Here is a 20,878-nt window from a genome sequence, read left to right as displayed (position 1 = left end):
CTTATAAGTAAAAATCAGTATTCTTCCTCTGTCCCAGGTTTCTGACCTGTTCCCTGGATGTGGCTAATCAGACGAACAATTCATGTATAAATACGATGATTACGACCAGCAGATAGTCGATGAGAGAGTCCTGCAGTTCAGGGACCAGACTCGTCGTTTTCTCGCTGGTGAGTTGCCAGAAGATGAATTCCTGCCTCTTCGTCTTCAGAATGGGCTTTATGTACAGCGCTTTGCCCCCATGCTGCGCATTGCGATTCCCTATGGCATGGTGAGCAGTACACAGATGCGTAAACTGGCCTACATTGCCAGACGTTACGATAAAGGGTATGTCCACTTTACCACCCGGCAGAACCTTCAGTTGAACTGGCCAAGGCTGGAAGAAGTACCGGAAATTCTGGAAGAACTGGCCTCTGTCGAAATGCATGCTATTCAGACCAGCGGCAACTGTATCCGCAATACCACAACAGACCAGTTTGCTGGTGTAGCGCACGATGAGATTATTGATCCCCGCCCCTGGTGTGAAATTATCCGGCAATGGTCCACTTTCCATCCGGAGTTCGCTTATCTTCCCAGAAAATTCAAGATAGCGGTTTGTGGCAGTGAACAGGATCGGGCAGCAACACAGGTGCATGATATCGGCATTCATGCTTTCTTAAATGAAAATAATGATGTTCGATTTAAAATCCTGGCTGGTGGTGGTCTTGGGAGAACACCCATGGTGGGCTCCGTTATCAAACCATCCCTTGAGCCAGAGCACCTCCTGAGTTATCTGGATGCAGTACTGAGAGTTTATAACCGTTATGGACGGCGGGATAACAAGTACAAGGCCCGAATCAAAATTCTGGTGAAGGCTCTGACACCTGAGGTTTTTGCAAAAAAGGTTGAAACTGAGTGGTCTCACCTGAAAGAAACAGACGCCCGGCTTCCCCAACAGGAGATTGATCGGGTTCAATCTTTTTTTACTGAGCCTGACTACGAAAAGCTGACCAATATCGACTTCACTGATCTGGCTTTATCCGCCGAACCGGATTTTCAACTGTGGCTCAGACGAAATGTCCATCCCCATAAAAAGCCGGGGTATAGTGCTGTCACCCTGACTCTGAAGGCAACGGCTGATGCTCCGGGAGACGCCAGTGCCGAGCAACTGGAAGCTATCTCAGACCTTGCTGACCAGTTCAGTTTTGGTGAGCTCAGAGTGAGCCACGAGCAGAATCTGATTTTTGCTGATGTTCCCCAAAGCCGACTTCATGAACTCTGGCTGACACTGAAACCACTGAACCTGGCAACACCTAACCAGGGGCTGCTTACCGATATGATCTGCTGCCCGGGCGGCGACTTCTGTGCACTGGCTAATGCCCGCTCCATTCCGTTGGCAGAAAGCATTCAGCGACGGTTTGATGATATGGACTTTCTCCATGATATTGGTGAGTTGGATCTGAACATTTCCGGTTGTATGAACGCCTGTGGTCATCACCATGTCGGTCATATCGGCATTCTCGGTGTTGATCGTAAAGGTGAAGAGTATTACCAGGTTCAGGTCGGTGGTGCATCCGGGCATGACGCTTCTCTGGGAAAGATCCTCGGACCCTCCTTTAAAATGGATGAAGTGCCGGACATCATCGATAAGATCCTGAAGACCTACGTCGAACTCCGCACTCCGGAAGAGCGTTTTATCGATACCTGTCGACGGGTTGGTGTGCAGCCATTCAAGGAGAAGGTTTATGCCAAAGCTGCTTAAGGATCAGCAAATCAGAAATGATGACTTTCAGATTCTGCAGCAGGATCCGGAAGAGCCCGTATTACCTGATGGCAATGTGCTCTTCCATGTGTCGTCAATTGATCAGGCTGTGAAAGCCAATGGCCTGCATAAAGGTCAGGTTGGCATCTGGTTTGACAGTGACGACGAACCTGAAACGGTGGCCAATGCCCTGAACCAGTTTGAAGTCATCGCCGTTAACTTTCCCAGGTTTATGGATGGTCGTGGCTACTCTCTGGCCCGTTTGCTTCGGGAACGCTTTCATTACCGAGGGGACATTAGAGCCATAGGCGACATTCTTGTGGATCAGCTCTATTACCTCAAGCGCTGTGGATTCAGTAGTTTCAGATTAAGGGAAGATCAGAATCCGGATTATGCCCTGGCCGCTCTGACCACATTTAGTACGGACTATCAAACCGCTGCCGATAAATTACCCCCTGTGTATCGGTTGAGGCATCAGCTCTAACCACAGTTTGGAATCTCTTTCTTATTTGGAAGAGATTTTCCCCTTCTTCTGCACGAAAACCAAACTGTTGGTTATACTGTCCTTTCCATAAATAATCCAAGAATGAGCCTGAATGATGGAAAGCGGTTCCCTGCTCTTCTCTTTTTTTCTGATTTTCACCGGGGCAGCGATTCTCGCCACCGGAGCCTTGTTCACACGTCAGCCCCTGCTGGTAGCCTATATAGCCCTCGGTGCCATACTCGGTCCGTTTGGACTGGAAGTGGTTAATGACACCAATCTGCTCAATGATATTGCCCATGTTGGCATCATCTTTTTGCTGTTCCTTCTCGGGCTGGACATGCAACCAAGTCACCTTGCCCATCTGCTCAGGAAAACGGCTACCGTTGGCCTACTGAGCTCATTTCTCTTTGCCCTGACGGGCTATGGACTCGGGTTGACATTTGGTCTTCCCCAGAACGAGGCGATCATCATTGGAGCAACCATGATGTTTTCCAGCACAATCATCGGCATTAAACTTTTGCCAACCACCGTGCTGCATCACAGACATACCGGTGAGATCATGGTCAGCCTGCTGCTTCTGCAGGATTTGATGGCCATTATTGCGCTCCTGCTGCTTTATAACCTGAATCCGTCGCATAGTGCCAACTACAACGAACTCATCATGGCCTTTATTGCCCTGCCAGCCTTGATCTTCACCGCTATTATGCTGGTTAAATACCTGCTGCTGCCATTGATGGTCCGCTTTGACCGTTTTCATGAATATCTGTTTTTGATGGCCCTGGGCTGGTGTCTTGGCTTTGCGGAGTTAGCTCATAGCCTGAACCTCTCCTATGAAATTGGTGCCTTTATTGCCGGTATCAGTATTGCCACCAGTCCAATCGCCCAATATATAGCCATCAATCTTAAACCGTTACGAGATTTTTTCCTGGTGCTGTTCTTCTTTTCTATCGGAGCCAGCTTCAATCTTGACTTGATTGGCCAGGTACTTTTCCCGGCAACGGTGATGACTGGGGCTGTTATCCTGATCAAGCCGGTGGTTTTTGGTTTTCTGCTGCGCAAGGTCAGTGAGAATCGGTCCACAGCCTGGGAAGTCGGCTTTCGATTAGGTCAGACCAGTGAGTTTTCAATACTGATAGCGGCTTTTGCCAGCGGACAGAATCTGATTGGTGAGATTTCAGCGCATATTATCCAGGCAACAGCGATACTCTCACTGCTGGTATCTTCCTACATCGTCGTATTCCGCTTTGAATCCCCTATTGCCCTGTCAGAACGCTTGAGAAGGGATTAACACGGATATGGAGCAGAATAATTAATTCCGCGCCATCTGCCGTCCCATAAAGTGTGGGCCATCAATCACCAGGAGAATTTTTCTGCGGGGAACCAGGCTACTGTCATAAGCATCAAGCCAATCAATGGATCGACCATGTTTATCGACAGCAAGAGTCACATTGTTATTAATATCTATGACAATGACTGGCATTTTGGCAACCTGTGCCAGAAAAAAAGTATCTATATGGTCTGAAAAACATCCCGGAGCGGCTATTTCGTCAAGTCCATTAGTTATGGAGGTATTGCCAGCGTCATAACCAACATCACCTTGTAATCTCGCATAGGCTCGTGCCTCGATGGGTGAAAAATTGCTGTTGCCATCTGGATAGCGCTGCTGCCATTCTCTTGCAAAACGGGCAACCTGTTGTCGAAGATCTGTTGCATCTCTGGCTATTTCCGGGCACTGGTGGGCTGCTGAATCGTACAGGCAATTACCGTCTCGACTACTTCGATAAATAGTTTCCCCATGCTGCCTCAACAAAGCATCCACATTTGTTTCCTGCATCTGTATACATTCCTCTGGCCCCACTATTTTATAAGCTGGTGGCGGCTCAAAAGGGTCTTCTACAACGAATTCCGGTAGTGGCGTGTAGGCCGGGGGAGGCTCGGCAGGAAGGGGATTTGATGTTACTGGAGGCACATGCGCGGCCGCAGTCCCTGCTGAAGCAGGAGGCTCAGCAAAGGCGGAGTATGGAGGTGGTGCCGATGGCACATAAGAAGCATAATTTGCAAACCTTGGCGGGTCTACATAAGGAGCAGTGGATGGGGTCGCTGCCGATGGTGGAACATACGAAGCAGTGGATGGCGTCGGTGGCGATGGAGGAGCATAGGAAGCAGTGGATGGCGGCGGTGACGATGGTGGAATATATGAAGCAGTGGATGGAGATGGCTGAATGGGAGCTTCAGGACTAACTGTATCCGCTGAGATAGGCTCTGGCGACTGTATATCAGGTGGTGTCGTTGTGCTGTTTCCACCCCTATGGTGGTAAAAATACCCAATGACACACACCCCAAGTACTGCAGTTACAGCACCAGCGGCAATAATCGCAGCCAGGGGGCTGGCAAACAAAGAAACAGCCAGGCCCGCAAGCCCTCCTAAAGCTAAAACGGCCACCCCGGCAACTGCCCGAACGGTTCTGGACTGCGTCCAATGCTTAGTCTCACCGACATTATTGTCATTATGCGACTGATTATGATGGTAACCAGTCGCTACTGATGCTTCAACAGGGTTCATTATTATTGTCCATTTGAATAACTGATAGAACATTTGACTGCTATTTAGATCTATAGTTCAAATTTAATCAGCTCAGATAAGAACAAAAATGATGAATACCTGAAGAACCGGGTGCTGCTAAGAAAAGAAGCGACTGGTGTTAAACCGTCCCCACCACTTCATTAAGGTGTTATCCAGGGCTGACTCAGCCGCCATCCCCAGTTTGTCGGCAACGCCTTTTTTCATTACATACTCAACCTGTACCAGAACAACCTCATCGACCCTCCGGTAGATATACTCATCACTGGTGCTGATCTCATCAATAAGGTTGAGCGTCAGGGCTTTCTGACCATACCAGATTTCACCGGTTGAAACCTGATCAATATCAACAACTTCCCGCTCGGTCTTGACAAAATCCTTGAATAGCAGATGTGTATCTTCCATATCCTGGATAAATTTCTGCCGTCCTTTTTCGGTATTTTGCCCAAGAACGGTCAAAGTGCGCTTGAACTCACCGGCAGTGTGTAACTCAATATCCACATCATGCTTTTTCAAAAGACGGTGAACATTGGGCAACTGTGCCATTACGCCAATAGAGCCCAGTACCGCAAAAGGTGCTGCAACAATATGATTGGCAACACAGGCCATCATATAGCCACCACTGGCAGCCACTTTATCGACGGTGACCGTCAACTTAATTCCTTTATCGCGGATTCGCTTCAGCTGGGATGCAGCCAAACCATAGGAATGAACCAGACCGCCACCACTTTCCAGCCGGATCACCACTTCGTCCCGCTCTTTATCTGCGAGAGAAAGAACTGCCGTAATCTCTTCCCTCAGCGATTTGACCGCTGAGGCTTTAATATCGCCATGAAAATCCAGTATGAAAACTCTTGGTTTACCCTCTTCCTCACACTCTTTATTTTTTTTGGCTTTTTTCTCCAGCTTCGCCTTTTCCTTCTGCTCTTTGGCTTCTTTTTTCAGCTCAGCCTTATCCAGCAAGGCATGTTTCAAATCCGCCTGAAGGTGCTCGTAGTGTTCATTAAGACGAGTAATCTCAAGATGTCCCTTGTGCATTTTTCTGGCTTTCTGACCTATTGCTGTCACCAGAGCCACTAAAATCACCACACCACCAATCAGGGTAAACGTTTTGGCCAAAAACAAAATAAAGTCTGCCAGATACTCCAAAGGGACCTCCTTAGAAAGGCTTGTGAGTTCCAATATCAAAATGGCCTATATGATAACTGATTTATCATTGGCGGGGACTATAAAAAAGTGATGGGTGCCGGAAATTTTTACCGCCAGAGATTCATACAAGCGTTTGAATTTCGTTGACACATTCGGCTAATACTCATACCATTCGCTTTGTCTAACCAGAAATGCTTAATGTTAAGAAGAAGGATAAAGAAAATATGAGCACTCCTGCCGAAATCATTGAGTCCATGAAAAGCCGCTTTAATACCGATGCAGCTGCGGGCGTCGATGAGATTTTCCAGTTTGATATTGAAGATGCTGATGCCTACCATCTGATCATTAAAGATGGGTCTCTGGATATTGTTGCTGGCACCCATGACGACCCAAGCGTAACACTGATTATGGACAGTGAAACCATGTCCGGTGTGATGTCAGGAGAAATTGATGGCATGCAGGCGTTTATGATGGGTAAGTTGCGTGCTGAAGGAAACATGATGCTGGCTACCAAGCTTGGTGCCTATTTTCCTAACTAATAGACGACTGTCTGTTAACTGTTTGTGAAAAAAAGTTGTCTCCTGATAGATCATCACAAAAAGCCAGCCCTGGATAATTTCACGGTTGGCTTTTTTATTGTCGAAACCCTCTCATATCGGGAAATTAATTGCCATTTATCCAAAAATAGCTACCGTTTATCTCGAATGACGTGAGAAATCAGGTGAGAAAAGATATACAATCACTGACTTTTAATAATAACAATAACGCCATCAGCACCATCGATGAAAAAAATGGATGAAAAGATAAGAGAGTTCATACCTGAAAATTCTGCTGGCTTTACTTTGGTAGAATTGATCATCACCCTGACCGTTCTAAGTATTCTGTCGTCTATTGCCTATCCCTCCCTTACCGAGAGTATTGCCAATAATCGGGTCCGCAGTCATGCTGAAGAGATACAGAGTATCCTGGCATTTGCCCGCTCAGAAGCGATCACCCGTGGTACTGATGTTATTATCTCACCGGATAATGGCTGGGCTGGAAATAATGGCACGGTAACCGCCAATGGTGTCAACATAATGCAACTCCCTCCCCTTTCCGGTACCGCGATCAATTCGACTGCCGCACAGTTCAGTTTTGATGCACGGGGGCTTTTCACCGGTGCCAATGTTGTTATCAATGATGCCAAAGCTTCTCATACTGCAACATTGAGTATTGATGGTGGTGGCGCTACATCACTATTGATAACTGGAAAGGTTCAGGAACAGCTTGAGACAGATACCGGCAATGCCCAGGAAACAAGTGATGAACAGAAATAACGGCTTTACCATGATTGAAGTGCTGGTGGCCATGATCATCATATCAGTGGGATTGTTAGGCATTGCCGGTCTCGTGGTTGAGTCACGAAAGAATATTGTTGAAGTACAACAACGATCCATTGCCTTACAACTGGCTGAGGATCTGTTAGCCCGTATTAATGCCAATAATTCCGGGCTGGCCAGCTACAACGGCGATATTGCTGCCGCACCAGCCCTGCCAGCAACCCTGTGCGACGGGGCGAATTCTAACTGTACACCCGCGCAAACAGCCGCCTTTGACCTCTGGCAGTGGGGAGCGGCTCTCTTTGGTAATGAGGTGCAGACTGCTGCAGACACAGGAGCAGGTGGTCTCATTTCACCACGGGCATGCATCAACATCAATAATACCGATGTGACCCTGACGATTGTCTGGCGGGGAAAATTTACCCGCCCCGATACCAGGGCAGCGGTTACCTGCGGAGACGCAGATGCAGGCTATCGCTCCACAGTGGATAATGATCTTCGTCGGGTCATGGTGATACAAACCACCATCGGTTAGGTGCAGTACATGGATGTGAGGAAAGTCATGATAAAAAACCCGCGGGCCATTGCCAGTGATAAAAGACAACAGGGGTTTACCCTGGTTGAACTGATGGTCGCTGTCACCCTTTCGCTATTTCTGCTGGCTGGTGTGGCCGTTCTCTATCTCAACACCTTTACCGCCCAGCGTGACAGCAGTGCCATGATTACTCTCAATGATAATGCCCGCACAGCACTGGCCATCATCTCCCGCGACCTTCGCTCTGCAGGGTATATCAATGGCTTGCCGCCAGAGAGCATCAATCAAAATGGCCTGGCGGTTAGCGATGATTGCACTGGCATTGCTGCAGCCCTGACCCCTTCCCCCGCATTTATGGCCGGACGGGCCAGTAACGATATTTTCGGCTGCGCTGCCGGGCAGCCCGGAGACTATACCGCCAATGATGGCCTCCCTTCTGACTGGCTGCTGTTCCGGGGAGCAATTGGCGAAGTGGTTACCAATCCAGTGGCAGACACCAACTACCTGGTCGCCAATACTCAGGAAGGCCACCTTTTCCGTTCTGCCAATGCCCCGTTAATTTCCGCTGACCAGGAGATTCGGGAATATCAGTTCAGCCTGTTTTATCTTCGGGATAATCAGCTGAGGCTGACCCGTCTTGTCAATGACGCCCTGGTTGAAACCACACTGGCCAACAATATCGAAGCCATGCGCGTATTTCTGGGCATTGATGATAATGGCGATGGTCAGGTAAACCGCTATCAGGGAACACCGGCCAACACTAATAACTGGACAGAGCAACAATGGAATGACGTACAAAGCATCAAACTTTACCTGCTGGCCACTACCGATCAAATCAATGCCTTTGAAGATTTTCGCACCTACCAGATGGGCGACATTACTGTTCAGCCCAATGGCGATAACCGCAATCGTCGTTTAGCCAGTACCACCATCTTTCTCTATAACCAGACCTATCGGTGACCGGGGATGACACAGTTCAAAGCAAAACAGGGCGGTATGATTCTGATGGTTTCCCTGTTGTTTCTGATGATGCTGACCACTATTGCTGTCACACTGGTAAACCAGTCCAGCCGGTCACCGCGCATGATCGCCAATGCGGAAATAAAGCTGATTACGTTCAACCAGGCACAGGCAACGCTCAACCAGATTGCTGTTATGGGCATGGACAGTTTTGACCGGGGCATCTGTGGGGCGGACCAGGCTCCCTATAACCCATACGACCCTGACGATACCATGGACGAGCCAGAGAAATTGGCACATACCTGTGGTGCCAACAATACAGCGCCCAGCCCAAGCATTCACTATCAGGCTTCCAGCCAGACGTTACCCCGCAGCGAGAATGCCAGTGGCGTTGGTAAGTACAGCGTTGAGTTTTACCAGATTCAAACGAACAGTGCACAGTCAGGCATAGCCACCTCCCTGGCCATGAACACCTATAAAGTAATGTTGGGTGAACAGGGTGGTTCAGCAACCGGGGATTTGAATGTCAATGTCGGCAATATAGTGGCAACGGCAAGCCCATAGAAACAGCCAGGGGCCGTACCAGAAAGTTCTGGTTTCAACATAAACATGAATAACAAATTTGGTCGTATAATGTGGCATAGAGTGATTTTACAAGGCATTAAATCTGCGGCACTTGTCGCTGTACTTTTGCAGTATCAACTTGCTGCCCATGCTGACGATACGGAACTGTTTACTGGTGCCAATATTAACAATAATGCCAGGCCCCAGGTGATGATCTTGTTAGATACATCCGGGAGTATGGACTATGATGCCCCTTCTATCCCCAAACGCCCCTATAACCCATCAATTATTTATGGTGGTAGCCGAAATCCCAGTAGCCGCTACACCATTTACTGGAATTACGAGTTATTAGTTGATGGCAGCCCATGTACTCCAGTTTATTTTTTCGGAACATCCGGAACAGTTGTTGGCGCAACCTGCCCTGGCAATTACCTTAACTGGTATAATCAGACTGAATTCCAACCTCCCGGAACCCGGATTAACCTGGCAGTTAATGCAATTACCGATCTTATCAATAATAACCCCGGAGTAGACTTCGGCCTTGCTGCTTTTCTGAATGGCCGTGATCGGGGCAGAGGGGGCTATATCAGACGCCGAATAAGTCCGGATAGCAGCAATATTCTGAATGACCTGAATTATATTGATCCAGAAGGCGGAACACCTCTTTGTGGTGCCTACTACGAAGTCCTTAACTTTTTTATGGGGCGGGAATTATATCGAGGACAACTGACCGGCAGCCGGGACACCAGTGTAGAACAAATCCCTGGAAGCCGATACAAAACCACCAGTGAATATGGCGATATTCCAGTGGTTAAACCCTGTCAAAACCTGTACATCATATACGTAACCGATGGAGAGCCGAGTGCTGAGTTTGCGGTAAATAGCAGAGTCAAATCTGATAATCGGTTGCTGATCGATGGCCTGACACCCATTACCAGCTGTGATAATTATGCTGATAACAGTGGTGGGTTAAGTGAAAATTGTCTGCCAAAGCTTGCCGAATATCTGGCAAAGCCAGGACCAGGTGGACTTGATGGTAATATTGCTACCGGAAATCAAAAAGCATTTACCTACACCATTGGTTTTGCGACAGATCAGCCTCTGTTACGCGAGACCGCAGATAAAGGAAACGGAGTCTGCTATACAACCGTTGGCAGCAATATAGACGCTGACACCGGGTGTGTGGTCGTAAACGATATCGCTTCAGCATTCCAGGGTGCCCTGGGAGAAATTCTCCAGCAAACCAGCACCTTCGTTTCTCCTGCAGTTGCCGTAAATACATTCAAGCGAACTGAGTCGCTGGACAATGCTTACTATGCCATGTTCCTCCCAACCGACTCCGCTCGATGGAAAGGCAATCTGAAAAAATTGAAAATCTATAAGGATGACTCAAGTCCTGCCTGTACAGATTTGGATGATCACGTGCCAGGTACCGTGATTGATCGGCGATGTGATGTGGCACTGGATGATGGCAGCAATCGGATTGCCGATGGCCGTAGCACGTATTGGGGAACTGTTGATGATGGTAGTGATGTGGCCAGTGGGGGATTAGGGGCAACCCTTCTAAACTCAAGGGGGACGTTTTATACCAATTTGGTTAATGCTCAAAATCAGGAGTCAATTGGCTCACTGGATAATATTGATACGAGCCGTTTTAATCTTGACGGTAATGAGAGCTTCACCGCTACAGATCTGATTAACTGGGTCAAAGGACTGGACAGCAGTGGCAATACGCTGGACTGGGTTCTGGGTGATATTCTTCATTCAAGACCAGTAACTCTGAATTATGGCGATACTGATGGCAGCGGCACTGAGTACAGTGAAAATAATCCCGATATACGACTGGCTTTTGGCACCAACTATGGCGTCCTGCATTTTATTGAGGATCAGGGGAATAACGTGGTTGAGAACTGGTCATTCTTTGCCGGAGAAACCGCCGGTAACGCAGCAAAGCTCTATGAAAACCGTGATGATGCAGGCCACCCCTACGGGCTTGATGGCCAGATAAGCGTGATCCGCCTTGACTATAACAAAGACGGCAATATCAAACATACCGATGGTGATCGCATGATCCTCTATTTCGGCATGCGCCGGGGTGGCAGCAGTTACTATGCCATTGACGTTTCCAATCCGGATGGCACTCCTACCCTGCTTTGGCGGATTGACCATACCATGCCCGGATTTACCGAGCTTGGCCAAAGCTGGTCAACACCGGTACCTGTTATTTTGCCGGGCCATCGGGAGTTGGTGACGACCACCGAAGGCAAGGTAACGACCAGCTCAATCAACTATAAATATGCTCTTGCCTTTGGTGCCGGTTATGACTCAACCAATGATGATGATCGCCAGGGTGAAGATTTTATCGACGCAGCGGGTGACTCTCATAAAGTCAGGAAATATTCACAAAATGGCCGGGGCCTGTTCTTCGTTGACGCTTCGTCAGGGTCATTAATCCAATCGTTTACTGCCCCTGACGCCATTGATACAGCAAACCCGATACAGTACGAAAGCAGTGATCTGAAATGGAGTGTGGTGGCATCCCCCGCACCCATGGACAGTAATGGTGACGGCCTTACAGACCGGGTCTACTTTGCAGATACCGGTGGCAATGTTTTCAGAATTGATATCGGTAAGGCTTATCCTGATGCCAATGCTCCCGATGTTGAAACTGCCCTGTGGTCCATGATCAAGCTGGCAGAGCTTGGGGCAGATGAGACAGATATACGCCCATCTCCGGATAGTATCGACGATCGTCGTTTTATGTACCAACCGGAGCTGGTGAGAACCACTTACCGGGGACGTGCATATGATGCGGTAGTACTGGGCAGTGGTAACCGGGCCAACCCCATGGCCACTTCAAATACTGACCGTTACTACGTTATCCGTGATACCAATATTTTCTATAACCGCTTTGGCAGTTGTAATGACTGCACAACACCACCCAACGTTATTTCCCATAGCAGTCTGTACGATGCCAGCCGTAACCTTATCCAGCAGGGTACTGATCAGCAAACCGCTAATGGCTTGTCGCTACTGGATAGCAGTAACGGCTGGTATATCAACCTTTCCGCTTCGGGGGAAAAGACAACCACCACCGGCGATGTTTACAGCGGTCAGTTGCTCTACAGCACCTACGCTCCCTCCTCTGCCCCGGGGGCCAACATCTGCACACCCAGTATCGGTTCCAGCCGCTTTTATGTGGTGGACCTTCACACTGCTTCGGCGATTCGGGACGTAGACAATGATAATGATAAAGAGATACATGACCGGTTTTCCTTATTTTCCGTTGTAGGGATGCCCGGTGATGCCACTATTGTCTCCCTTGGTAAAGACACTCTCTCCCTCGGTAAAGACAATGGCTCCCTCGATAAAGACAGAGTCCCCCTCGGTAAAGACAGGAACCTGATCGATTTGAATACCGGATACAGCGGTGCTGTCAATGAAGTCGGTATGCATCGCAGTGGCTGGATAGAACAATAGCAATACATCAGGAGTAAAATAACATGGGAAAAGCCTCAGGCTTTACGCTTATCGAGCTAATTATCGCCGTTGTTATTGTTGGCATACTGGCCTCTATTGCTGTGCCAAGTTACCAAAACGCTATCCAGAATGGTCGGCGTGCCGAAGGACAGACAGCACTGCTGGACATTGCCGGAAGACAGGAGCAGTTTTTCCTTGATAACCATCAATATACCGCTGATTTAAGAAATCTTGGCCTGGGAGCCAATCCATTTATATCAGACGATGGCTGGTATTCAATCAGTGCTGCCTGTGGCGGTAACGGAGATTTTTTCGCCTGTTCCGACGGCTTTGTGCTGATTGCAACCCCACAGGGAGGTCAGGTACCTGATGGCGGCCTGGTCCTCGACTCTTTAGGTAATAGGTTCGGTAATTGGTAAGGCTAAAGAAATCGAAATTGGTCTGAAATCCCCTCTTGTTAGGCAAAGATCTCCGCTATTCTCGGTGATCTTTCTGGCGTTTCATCCTTTCTCAATGATTAACTTTGCCACAAATATTTCAGGTTTCTTATAAGTATTTAAATATGATTGGATAATATCAAACAAATAAATCCACCAGCTTTCTGGCTATAGTAAAACCCGGTGGCAGCTCTGGCGGATTATCCCGATGAAACCAGCCGGCAAAGCTGAGTTCCTTTTCTTCGAGGACAATTTCACCACTTGTGTACTCCCCATGAAACCCCATCATTAATGAATGGGGAAAGGGCCAGCTCTGACTGAAACAGTAATGGAGTTTGCCCAGCGTAAGGCCTGTTTCCTCAAGTACCTCACGATGCACAGCCTCTTCGGCACTCTCCCCGGGCTCGACAAAACCCGCCACCAGCGTATGCATGGTTGACGCTTTACCATGGCGATGATGTCGAACCAGAAGCATTTCTTCCCCCCGGATCACCAGGACAATGACACAGGGAGAAATCCTCGGATAGGCATGGTGCTCACATTGGGCACAAGCCATTGCCCACTCTCCGACTTTTTCCTGCATCTGATGACCACAACAGCCACAAAAGGCATGTTCCCTGCGTGAAGTCAGGATCTGCAGGCCATGGCTAAGGAAACTATAAACCGTTGAGTCTGACTCAGACAGTAAGGCCCTGATGCTTATAGTACCTGTTTCAACGGTGAGACTTGTGAGTTCAACAATCCCTGCTGCCTTGCCATGAAAATAGCCGGTGACTATCGCCTGTTGTTTGATTGCCAGCTGAAACTTGTCGAGACTGTACCAGAGGAAGTTTTCTCCGGTGCTTTCGTCATTTAAAACAACCTGTCCTTCAAACAGTACCAGCCAGCACTGGCCAATCAGTTCAGGTTGCAGGCCTTGCAAAGGTGAATAGTTCACATCCATCACATCGGTAAGATCATGATCCAGTGGCAAAGTAAACTCCTTGATTCCTTTCCATACCCTGAAGACACATTAAAATTATGAACTAATCGTTAGCAAGCCACAGGCAGTTACCCGACTGTTTTTGAATCTGTTCCAGCTTGTTTTGATGGTTTTGCAACTCAGTATCACTGACAGAGATGACTCGCAGCGCAGGCCTGCCTGCAGCCAGTCGCCGGATAATACTGCCCTCTTCCGAATCACCAGCACCATCCTCACTGCTGCCAAGGGAAAGAGCCGTCTGCCCGCCGGTCATGGCAAGGTAGACTTCCGCCAGAATCTCAGAGTCCAGCAAAGCGCCATGCAGGGTTCGGGAAGAGTTATCAATGAAATACCGCTTACATAAAGCATCCAGATTATTTTTCTGGCCCGGATGTTTTTTTCTGGCAAGGGCCAGAGTATCAAGCACACCACAGCAGCCTTCTACATTGGGGAACCCCCGGCGTAACAGGGAAAACTCATGGTTGATAAAACCAACATCAAACGCTGCGTTATGAATAACCAGCTCGGCTCCGCGAATAAACTCGAGAAATTCATCGGCAATGGCACTGAACACCGGCTTATCGGCCAGAAACTCATTGGTAATGCCGTGAACTTCGATGGCTTCCTGCTCTACCACCCGCTGCGGGTTGATATAGGCATGGTAATGGTTACCGGTGAGTTTCCGGTCAATCATCTCCACGCAGCCTATTTCAATAACCCGGTGCCCTTGTTTAGGGTCAATACCGGTGGTTTCTGTATCAAGAATAATCTGTCGCATAGTTAACGGTTCTCAAATATTGGCCAGAAGACTGTCTACTTTTTGAAAGCTTCCGCACCCTTACAGGCCAGCCGGTCAGCAATTTCATTTTCCCGATGACCGGCATGGCCTTTGATCCATCGCCAATCGATATCGTGTCGTTGATTCTGTTGGTCCAGCAGCTGCCAGAGATCCTGATTTTTCACTGGCTGACCCGCCGCTGTTTTCCAGTTTTTCCGTTTCCAGCCGGTCATCCATTCGGTGATACCTTTACGGACATACTGGGAGTCGGTAGTAAGAATTATTGAACAGGGCCGTTTCAGAGCCTTCAGCCCTTCTATCGCCGCCATAAGTTCCATCCGGTTATTGGTGGTTTCGGGTTCACCGCCAAATAGCTCTTTCTCTACAGTGCCGTAACGAAGTAACACACCCCAGCCACCGGGCCCGGGGTTTCCTTTACAGGCACCATCGGTAAAAATTTCAACTGTCTGACTCAAAAGAACTCCAGTCTTTGTTTACTTTCACGGAACTGGTTCTACCAGCACTGGGGCGGGTCAATGGCTGACCGACAAAACGCCTGCGCACATCGGACCACACCTTTCTTACCGGGGTCAGCCCGGGGGTTTCCCGGGTGGCAATCATCATATAAAAGCCACCGACCGGCAGCTGGAGTTGTTCCAGCCTTTGTTCAATCAGATCACCACGCAAACCAGTAAAGAAACGTTTCAGCGGTTGAACATAGCCACCATAAACGATTCTTTCCACATTGAAATTGAGCAGGGCAAGCCAGTCTTTCAACCTTGACGGCGAAATAAAGTGCGCATCCCTGAGAAGACGACGCTGACCTGGTACACACCACCGGGCAATATTGGTCATGCTGTAAGGGTTGAAGCCAATAATTATCAGCTTACCGTCCGGTATAATGGTATTCGCCGCCTCACTGAGCAAGCGATGCGGGCTGTCCACAATTTCCAGCGTGTGTTGCAACAGAACAAGATCCAGGCTTCCCGGTAACACTGGCCAGTAATGGGGATCAGCCATCACCTGTGGTCTCGGGCAATCGGCAAGATGACTGGAACCGAGGATAAACTGCCTTCTTACCGGACTGCTGAACATCAGATCTTTATGCCAGGAGGCAGAGTATTGCCCCGCATGGAAACCAAAGATGGTACCTAACTCTCTTTCCAGCAGACTTTTTTCATAGTCAACCAGTAACCTTCCTGAGTCGGTATCCAGCCAGCGACGCAAGCCTCCAATACGGTCAGAGAAACTGCTTTTGGTCCTTTTCTGAAATGGTCGAATCATGCAAATTATTGTACCAATAAATATCCCAGAGACTTTTCATCATCAGGTCTGTTCATGTTAACCTCGTTAAGATCGAGTTTATACAGAAAATATTATTCTATGACATCAGCAGATATCGGCTATAACATCTTCAACCGGACAACCTCATAGCACATACAGGCTCAAAACTGATCTTCCCTGTGCAGCAGTATCAACGATGATCACAGGGATGAAAGAAAGGACATTCAAGGCGATGCTGATTATATCTCCGATACCCGCATTTAATGACAACTACATCTGGATATTTCATTCACCGGATAGCCGGGATGTTTTTGTGGTTGATCCCGGTGATGCCAGGCCAGTTGAACAGGCACTGAATCATCATGGACTCAATCTGGTGGGTATTCTCATTACCCACCACCACTTTGATCATATTGGCGGAGTCGCTGAACTGACCCGCAACAGAAATATTCCGGTTTACGGTCCTGATAACCCGGACATCAAGGGAATCACTCACCCTTTGCGTGATAATGATACGGTTGAGCTCAGCACCTGCCAGTTTAAAATTCTGGCCACTCCCGGCCACACACTGGACCATATTGCTTACTTTACCGATTCCGGCGAGGATGAAAATCCAGCGCTTTTTTGTGGAGACACTCTATTTGTTGGTGGTTGCGGCCGATTATTTGAAGGGACGGCAGAACAGATGTACAGCAGTCTGTCCCGTCTGGCTTCACTCCCTGGCCATACACGGATTTACTGTGCCCATGAATACACCCAGGCCAATCTTGAGTTTGCCCGAGCAGTGGAGCCAAATAACCGGAAGCTACAGGAACAGGTTATGCAAGTCGCTGAGTTGCGCTCTGAAAACCGGCCTACCGTGCCCTCAACCCTGAGAAAGGAATTGGACACAAATCCGTTCCTCAGATCAGACCAACCGGAAGTTATTCAAGCCGCCTCTGACAGGGATCCGTCCTCAAGTGCCAGCCCAATCGACGTTCTAAGGGTAATCCGAGCATGGAAGGATAATTTTTGATAGTGGTAAAATAATGAACTGATAATACTCAGAACCCTATATATGACCAAAGCCCCCTACTTAACAGGCCAGCGATTTACTTTTGGCCCTCCCCGACGGACTCTGCCAACGCTGGCCCTTTCGCTGTTTCTGACGGGTTGTCAGCTGGTGAGTAACTCGCCCTCATCTTCGGCATCCACGGTCAAGAAAGAAACCAGGCCTATTGTTGAAAAGCCTTCTGTGGAAAAAGCGGAGGTCACAACACCGGAGAAGATAACGCCTGAAAAAAAAGAACCGGTGATCATCGACGACCTGTGGGTTCGCATTCAGTCAGGTCTGGCAATGGATCTTGACCAGAATAACCCGCGAATTCAGGCTGAACTGAACTGGTATAAACGTCACAAGTCTTACTTCAGCCAGATTTCCAAACGTTCAGAGCCCTATCTCTATTTTATTGTCAAAGAAGCGGAAGCGAGAAATGTTCCCCTTGAACTGGCACTGATGCCCATTGTAGAGAGTAGCTTCGATCCTTTCGCATACTCTCATGCAGGTGCTTCAGGGCTCTGGCAGTTTATGCCGGCAACGGGTAAACACTACGGCCTCCATCAGAACTGGTGGTATGACGGTCGCCGGGATGTGGTACATTCTACCCGTGCAGCACTGGACTATATGCAAACCCTGTACAACAGGTTTGGCGACTGGGAGCTGGCACTGGCAGCGTTTAACTCTGGCCCCGGCCGGGTACAGCGGGCTGTTCGGAAAAACAAAAAGCTCGGTAAATCTACCCGTTTCTGGGCACTTGACCTTCCCAGAGAAACCACGGCCTATGTGCCGAAACTGATCGCTCTTGGCAAAGTGGTTCGAAACCCATCCAAACATGGCGTCCAGTTGAACAAAATTCCCAATAAGCCCTACTTCGCCAAGGTAGATACCAGTGGTCAGCTGGATATGGCCAAGGCAGCCAAACTGTCAGGGGTCGAATTGGAAGAACTCTACCGACTCAACCCCGGGCTGAACCGCTGGTCAACGCCACCGGAGGGGCCTCACCACCTGGTAGTTCCAGTCTCTCATGCTGAACATTTCCGGACTCAGTTGGCAAACCTGCCGCCGGAGAAACGGGTAAAATGGGATCGCTACACAGTGAGTTCGGGTGACACCCTGAGCACCATTGCCATGAAATACCGGACCAGTGTCAATGTCATTACCGAGGCCAATAAACTCAGCGGAACCATTATCCGTATTGGTCAGGGCCTGATGATCCCGGTAGCGGCGAAAACAGCAGAAAGTTACACACTCAGTGCTGGCCAGCGCCTTGCAGCAAAGCAAGATCGTTCGGTGAATGGCCGTTACAAAGTTGAGTATCTGGTAAAGTCTGGCGACAGCTTCTGGACCATTGCCCAAAAGTATGAGGTTGGTGTTAACGAGCTGGCTCGTTGGAACAATATGTCTCCCAAAGATACGCTGCGAATTAATCAGAAGCTGGTGGTCTGGAAGAAACAGGATTCACAAAATGCGGTTGTGAGAAAGGTACACTACAAAGTCCGTTCCGGTGACTCCCTGGCCAAAATTGCCTCAAAGTTTAATGTGAATGTCGCCCAGATCAGAGATTGGAACAGCGATATGAGTGGCAAATTTATTCACCCCGGCCAGCAGGTCACATTATTTGTCAATGTAACCCGCAACTTCTGACTCCCCCACCTTTCCGGCAGATGCTATCCTGATAGCTTTGTGCTGGAAGGTCCTGAGCTTTGATCATCTCTCCCAAAAATAAGATAAGTCTTTAAACAACAGACATCGGGATTACGGCTATGGGGTTTACCGTCTTCAGATTAACAACACCGCTGATCATCTGTGTCTTGAGTATCAGTCCAATGCTGTCCGCTGCCGACCAGAACAGCAGGTTAAGACACGCCATCAGCCTTTATGGTGAGCCCGGGTATGCTGAGAGCTTCCGGCACTTTAACTATGTTAATCCCGATGCACCAAAAGGTGGTGAGCTGAAACAGGGCGTTATTGGTCATTTTGACAGTCTTGTCCCCTATATAGATCGTGGCACAGCCGCGGCTGGCAGTTATATGATGTATGACACACTACTGGCCAGATCCTGGGATGAGCCCCTGACCAAATACGGCCTGATTGCCGAGCGCATTGAACTTGCCCCTGATAATACCTGGGTAGCCTTTGCCATAAACTCTGCGGCCAGATTCCATGATGGCCAACCCGTCACAGCTTATGATGTTAAGTTCAGTTTTGACCTGCTCCGGGAAAAAGGGTCAACGTTTTACAAGCAGTTCTATCAGGATGTCGAGAAGGTAGAAGCCACCAGCAGCCACAGAGTGCTTTTTGTGTTCAGGCACAGCAATAACCGGGAACTGCCATTGATTCTGGGGCAAATGCCCATTCTTCCCAAACACTATTGGGCAAACCGTGACTTCTCTTCTCCCGGCATGGAGATTCCTGTCAGCAGTGGCCCCTATAAACCCATTAAAATAGAGCCCGGCCGCTCAATAACCTTTGCCAGGGTCGACAACTACTGGGGGAAAGATCTGCCCGTTAACCGGGGAAGACACAATTTTGACCGCATTCAATACGAATATTATCGAAACAGCCATGTCCTTTTAGAAGCTCTGCAGAAAGGAGAATACGATCTCAAAACCATCAGCGACCCTCGCGTCTGGCACGACCAGATACGGGATGAAGCACTGAAAAAAAACCAATTAATTCGCACATCTTTAAGCAATCATAACCCGCAGACCTTAACCATCACCTACAACGCCAGAAGAGAGATTCTATCAGAGCCGGGGGTCAGAGAAGCGCTGGGATACGCCATCGAATTTGACTGGATCAATCGACACCTATTCCATGGTATGTACCATCGGGCAGACAGCGTTTTTGCCGGGACAGAACTGGGAGCTTCGGGAAAACCCTCAGAACAGGAAACAGAATTGCTCTCAGTATGGAAACATGAAATTCCGAAACAAGCATTGGATCAGGCATGGACTCCACCGGGGAATGAGCCCGGGATGACCCGCCGGGATCGCAAAAGAAAAGCGCTATCCCTGCTAAAGCAGAGCGGCTGGACCATCAACAGCAACCAGCTGGTGAACCAGAACGGCAAACCGCTGGAGCTTGAAATCCTGTTATCCTCTTCTGAAGAGGAACGGATCTTTATTCCAGTACAAAAGACACTGGAAAGCATGGGGATCAGACTGACTATAAGAACCGTAGACGCTGCCCAATATGTTGAAAGGCTCAGAAACCAGGACTTTGATATGGTTCTGTACACCTTTCCCCACACGCCCTCTCCCGGCACAGAACAGGCCAGCTTATGGGGTTCAGCGACCGTTGACCAGCACGGCTCCAGAAATATTGCCGGTATCAAGCTGAAATCCATTGATAGCCTTACGGAGAAAATACCCCGGGCCAACTCCCGGGAGGAACTGCTAACGCTGGTCAAATCCATGGATAGAATCATTCTCTGGAACCACTATGTACTGCCCCTGTGGTACCAGCCCCACTGGCTGATAGTCCACAAACAGCAACTGAAGTACCCGAAAAATCCTGCGCCCTATGCACTGGATTTGAGTACCTGGTGGTATCAGAAAAACCAATAA

General features: G+C 48.8%; 20 protein-coding genes. 14 read left to right on the top strand and 6 right to left on the bottom strand.

Annotation, left to right across the window (positions count from 1 at the left end; genetic code table 11):
- The first annotated feature begins 82 nt into the window (after positions 1-82).
- The 3 genes from ACO6UX_RS03430 to ACO6UX_RS03420 all read left to right on the top strand — a co-directional run bounded on the left by ACO6UX_RS03430 (position 83) and on the right by ACO6UX_RS03420 (position 3,510).
- Positions 83-1,738, top strand: coding sequence for a nitrite/sulfite reductase (locus tag ACO6UX_RS03430; protein ID WP_422444894.1), 1,656 nt, complete (start codon positions 83-85; stop codon positions 1,736-1,738).
- Entirely contained in the window at positions 1,722-2,222 is a 501-nt protein-coding gene (locus ACO6UX_RS03425) for a DUF934 domain-containing protein (protein ID WP_422444892.1), read from the top strand. Before ACO6UX_RS03430 ends, ACO6UX_RS03425 begins: the two co-directional genes overlap by 17 nt.
- Positions 2,223-2,337: 115 nt before the next feature.
- The gene (locus ACO6UX_RS03420) at positions 2,338-3,510 is read left to right on the top strand and encodes a cation:proton antiporter (protein WP_422446123.1); all 1,173 of its coding nucleotides are present in this window, start codon (positions 2,338-2,340) and stop codon (positions 3,508-3,510) included.
- Positions 3,511-3,531: 21 nt separating this feature from the next.
- Here ACO6UX_RS03420 and ACO6UX_RS03415 read toward each other — a convergent pair whose 3' ends face one another.
- Complete coding sequence (locus ACO6UX_RS03415) at positions 3,532-4,056, bottom strand: OTU domain-containing protein (protein ID WP_422444890.1); 525 nt, start codon at positions 4,054-4,056, stop codon at positions 3,532-3,534.
- A gap of 119 nt (positions 4,057-4,175) precedes the next feature.
- Here ACO6UX_RS03415 and ACO6UX_RS03410 point away from each other — a divergent pair, with 119 nt between their 5' ends.
- Positions 4,176-4,463, top strand: coding sequence for a hypothetical protein (locus ACO6UX_RS03410; protein ID WP_422444888.1), 288 nt, complete (start codon positions 4,176-4,178; stop codon positions 4,461-4,463).
- Between the two features lie 439 nt (positions 4,464-4,902).
- On the opposite strand, the gene sohB is transcribed toward ACO6UX_RS03410, so the two are convergent.
- Positions 4,903-5,952, bottom strand: a complete 1,050-nt coding sequence (gene sohB / locus ACO6UX_RS03405) for a protease SohB (protein WP_101745810.1) — start codon at positions 5,950-5,952, stop codon at positions 4,903-4,905.
- 224 nt (positions 5,953-6,176) lie between these two features.
- Here sohB and ACO6UX_RS03400 point away from each other — a divergent pair, with 224 nt between their 5' ends.
- From ACO6UX_RS03400 to ACO6UX_RS03370, 7 genes are all read left to right on the top strand, one after another.
- Positions 6,177-6,491: an SCP2 sterol-binding domain-containing protein gene (locus ACO6UX_RS03400; RefSeq protein ID WP_422444886.1), complete on the top strand. Its 315-nt coding sequence runs from the start codon at positions 6,177-6,179 to the stop codon at positions 6,489-6,491.
- 252 nt (positions 6,492-6,743) lie between these two features.
- Positions 6,744-7,268: a GspH/FimT family pseudopilin gene (locus ACO6UX_RS03395; RefSeq protein WP_422444884.1), complete on the top strand. Its 525-nt coding sequence runs from the start codon at positions 6,744-6,746 to the stop codon at positions 7,266-7,268.
- A complete protein-coding gene (gene pilV / locus ACO6UX_RS03390) occupies positions 7,255-7,806 on the top strand; it encodes a type IV pilus modification protein PilV (protein ID WP_422444882.1) in 552 nt (183 codons plus the stop codon). The genes ACO6UX_RS03395 and pilV overlap by 14 nt, the downstream gene beginning before the upstream one ends.
- A 27-nt stretch (positions 7,807-7,833) precedes the next feature.
- Complete coding sequence (locus ACO6UX_RS03385; protein WP_422444880.1) at positions 7,834-8,766, top strand: PilW family protein; 933 nt, start codon at positions 7,834-7,836, stop codon at positions 8,764-8,766.
- A gap of 6 nt (positions 8,767-8,772) precedes the next feature.
- On the top strand, positions 8,773-9,330 hold the full coding sequence (locus ACO6UX_RS03380; protein WP_422444878.1) for a hypothetical protein: 558 nt from the start codon (positions 8,773-8,775) through the stop codon (positions 9,328-9,330).
- Positions 9,331-9,411: 81 nt separating this feature from the next.
- Positions 9,412-12,810, top strand: a complete 3,399-nt coding sequence (locus ACO6UX_RS03375) for a pilus assembly protein (RefSeq protein WP_422444876.1) — start codon at positions 9,412-9,414, stop codon at positions 12,808-12,810.
- Positions 12,811-12,833: 23 nt separating this feature from the next.
- On the top strand, positions 12,834-13,229 hold the full coding sequence (locus ACO6UX_RS03370; protein ID WP_422444874.1) for a type IV pilin protein: 396 nt from the start codon (positions 12,834-12,836) through the stop codon (positions 13,227-13,229).
- Between the two features lie 157 nt (positions 13,230-13,386).
- On the opposite strand, the gene nudC is transcribed toward ACO6UX_RS03370, so the two are convergent.
- The 4 genes from nudC to ACO6UX_RS03350 are packed head-to-tail and all read right to left on the bottom strand — an operon-like array spanning position 13,387 to position 16,270.
- Positions 13,387-14,220, bottom strand: coding sequence for an NAD(+) diphosphatase (nudC, locus tag ACO6UX_RS03365; protein ID WP_422444872.1), 834 nt, complete (start codon positions 14,218-14,220; stop codon positions 13,387-13,389).
- Positions 14,221-14,272: 52 nt separating this feature from the next.
- On the bottom strand, positions 14,273-14,986 hold the full coding sequence (dnaQ, locus tag ACO6UX_RS03360) for a DNA polymerase III subunit epsilon (protein ID WP_422444870.1): 714 nt from the start codon (positions 14,984-14,986) through the stop codon (positions 14,273-14,275).
- A 35-nt stretch (positions 14,987-15,021) separates the two neighbouring features.
- Positions 15,022-15,462, bottom strand: a complete 441-nt coding sequence (rnhA, locus tag ACO6UX_RS03355) for a ribonuclease HI (RefSeq protein WP_101745800.1) — start codon at positions 15,460-15,462, stop codon at positions 15,022-15,024.
- Positions 15,446-16,270, bottom strand: a complete 825-nt coding sequence (locus tag ACO6UX_RS03350; protein WP_422444868.1) for a methyltransferase domain-containing protein — start codon at positions 16,268-16,270, stop codon at positions 15,446-15,448. Before ACO6UX_RS03350 ends, rnhA begins: the two co-directional genes overlap by 17 nt.
- Before the next feature lie 232 nt (positions 16,271-16,502).
- On the opposite strand from ACO6UX_RS03350, the gene gloB reads away from it, so the two are divergent.
- The 3 genes from gloB to ACO6UX_RS03335 all read left to right on the top strand — a co-directional run bounded on the left by gloB (position 16,503) and on the right by ACO6UX_RS03335 (position 20,878).
- Complete coding sequence (gene gloB, locus ACO6UX_RS03345) at positions 16,503-17,285, top strand: hydroxyacylglutathione hydrolase (RefSeq protein WP_422444866.1); 783 nt, start codon at positions 16,503-16,505, stop codon at positions 17,283-17,285.
- A gap of 42 nt (positions 17,286-17,327) precedes the next feature.
- Positions 17,328-18,953 (top strand): LysM peptidoglycan-binding domain-containing protein, encoded by a 1,626-nt coding sequence (locus ACO6UX_RS03340; protein WP_422444864.1) that lies wholly within the window; start codon positions 17,328-17,330, stop codon positions 18,951-18,953.
- 119 nt (positions 18,954-19,072) lie between these two features.
- On the top strand, positions 19,073-20,878 hold the full coding sequence (locus ACO6UX_RS03335; RefSeq protein ID WP_422444862.1) for an extracellular solute-binding protein: 1,806 nt from the start codon (positions 19,073-19,075) through the stop codon (positions 20,876-20,878).

Origin of the sequence: Endozoicomonas sp. ALB091 (assembly GCF_049310265.1) — a bacterium.
Classification (GTDB): domain Bacteria; phylum Pseudomonadota; class Gammaproteobacteria; order Pseudomonadales; family Endozoicomonadaceae; genus Endozoicomonas.
The sequence above is the reverse complement of the archived record's forward strand: the minus strand, read 5'-3'. Positions and strand labels throughout refer to the sequence as shown.

Bases quoted from the DNA above. Each gene is read 5' to 3' on its own strand.
- ACO6UX_RS03430 (WP_422444894.1), top strand. From the start codon at position 83: ATGTATAAATACGATGATTACGACCAGCAGATAGTCGATGAGAGAGTC.
- ACO6UX_RS03425 (WP_422444892.1), top strand. From the start codon at position 1,722: ATGCCAAAGCTGCTTAAGGATCAGCAAATCAGAAATGATGACTTTCAG.
- ACO6UX_RS03420 (WP_422446123.1), top strand. From the start codon at position 2,338: ATGGAAAGCGGTTCCCTGCTCTTCTCTTTTTTTCTGATTTTCACCGGG.
- ACO6UX_RS03415 (WP_422444890.1), bottom strand. From the start codon at position 4,056: ATGCAGGAAACAAATGTGGATGCTTTGTTGAGGCAGCATGGGGAAACT.
- ACO6UX_RS03410 (WP_422444888.1), top strand. From the start codon at position 4,176: ATGTTACTGGAGGCACATGCGCGGCCGCAGTCCCTGCTGAAGCAGGAG.
- ACO6UX_RS03400 (WP_422444886.1), top strand. From the start codon at position 6,177: ATGAGCACTCCTGCCGAAATCATTGAGTCCATGAAAAGCCGCTTTAAT.
- ACO6UX_RS03395 (WP_422444884.1), top strand. From the start codon at position 6,744: ATGGATGAAAAGATAAGAGAGTTCATACCTGAAAATTCTGCTGGCTTT.
- pilV (WP_422444882.1), top strand. From the start codon at position 7,255: ATGAACAGAAATAACGGCTTTACCATGATTGAAGTGCTGGTGGCCATG.
- ACO6UX_RS03385 (WP_422444880.1), top strand. From the start codon at position 7,834: ATGATAAAAAACCCGCGGGCCATTGCCAGTGATAAAAGACAACAGGGG.
- ACO6UX_RS03380 (WP_422444878.1), top strand. From the start codon at position 8,773: ATGACACAGTTCAAAGCAAAACAGGGCGGTATGATTCTGATGGTTTCC.
- ACO6UX_RS03370 (WP_422444874.1), top strand. From the start codon at position 12,834: ATGGGAAAAGCCTCAGGCTTTACGCTTATCGAGCTAATTATCGCCGTT.
- dnaQ (WP_422444870.1), bottom strand. From the start codon at position 14,986: ATGCGACAGATTATTCTTGATACAGAAACCACCGGTATTGACCCTAAA.
- ACO6UX_RS03350 (WP_422444868.1), bottom strand. From the start codon at position 16,270: ATGATTCGACCATTTCAGAAAAGGACCAAAAGCAGTTTCTCTGACCGT.
- gloB (WP_422444866.1), top strand. From the start codon at position 16,503: ATGCTGATTATATCTCCGATACCCGCATTTAATGACAACTACATCTGG.
- ACO6UX_RS03340 (WP_422444864.1), top strand. From the start codon at position 17,328: ATGACCAAAGCCCCCTACTTAACAGGCCAGCGATTTACTTTTGGCCCT.
- ACO6UX_RS03335 (WP_422444862.1), top strand. From the start codon at position 19,073: ATGGGGTTTACCGTCTTCAGATTAACAACACCGCTGATCATCTGTGTC.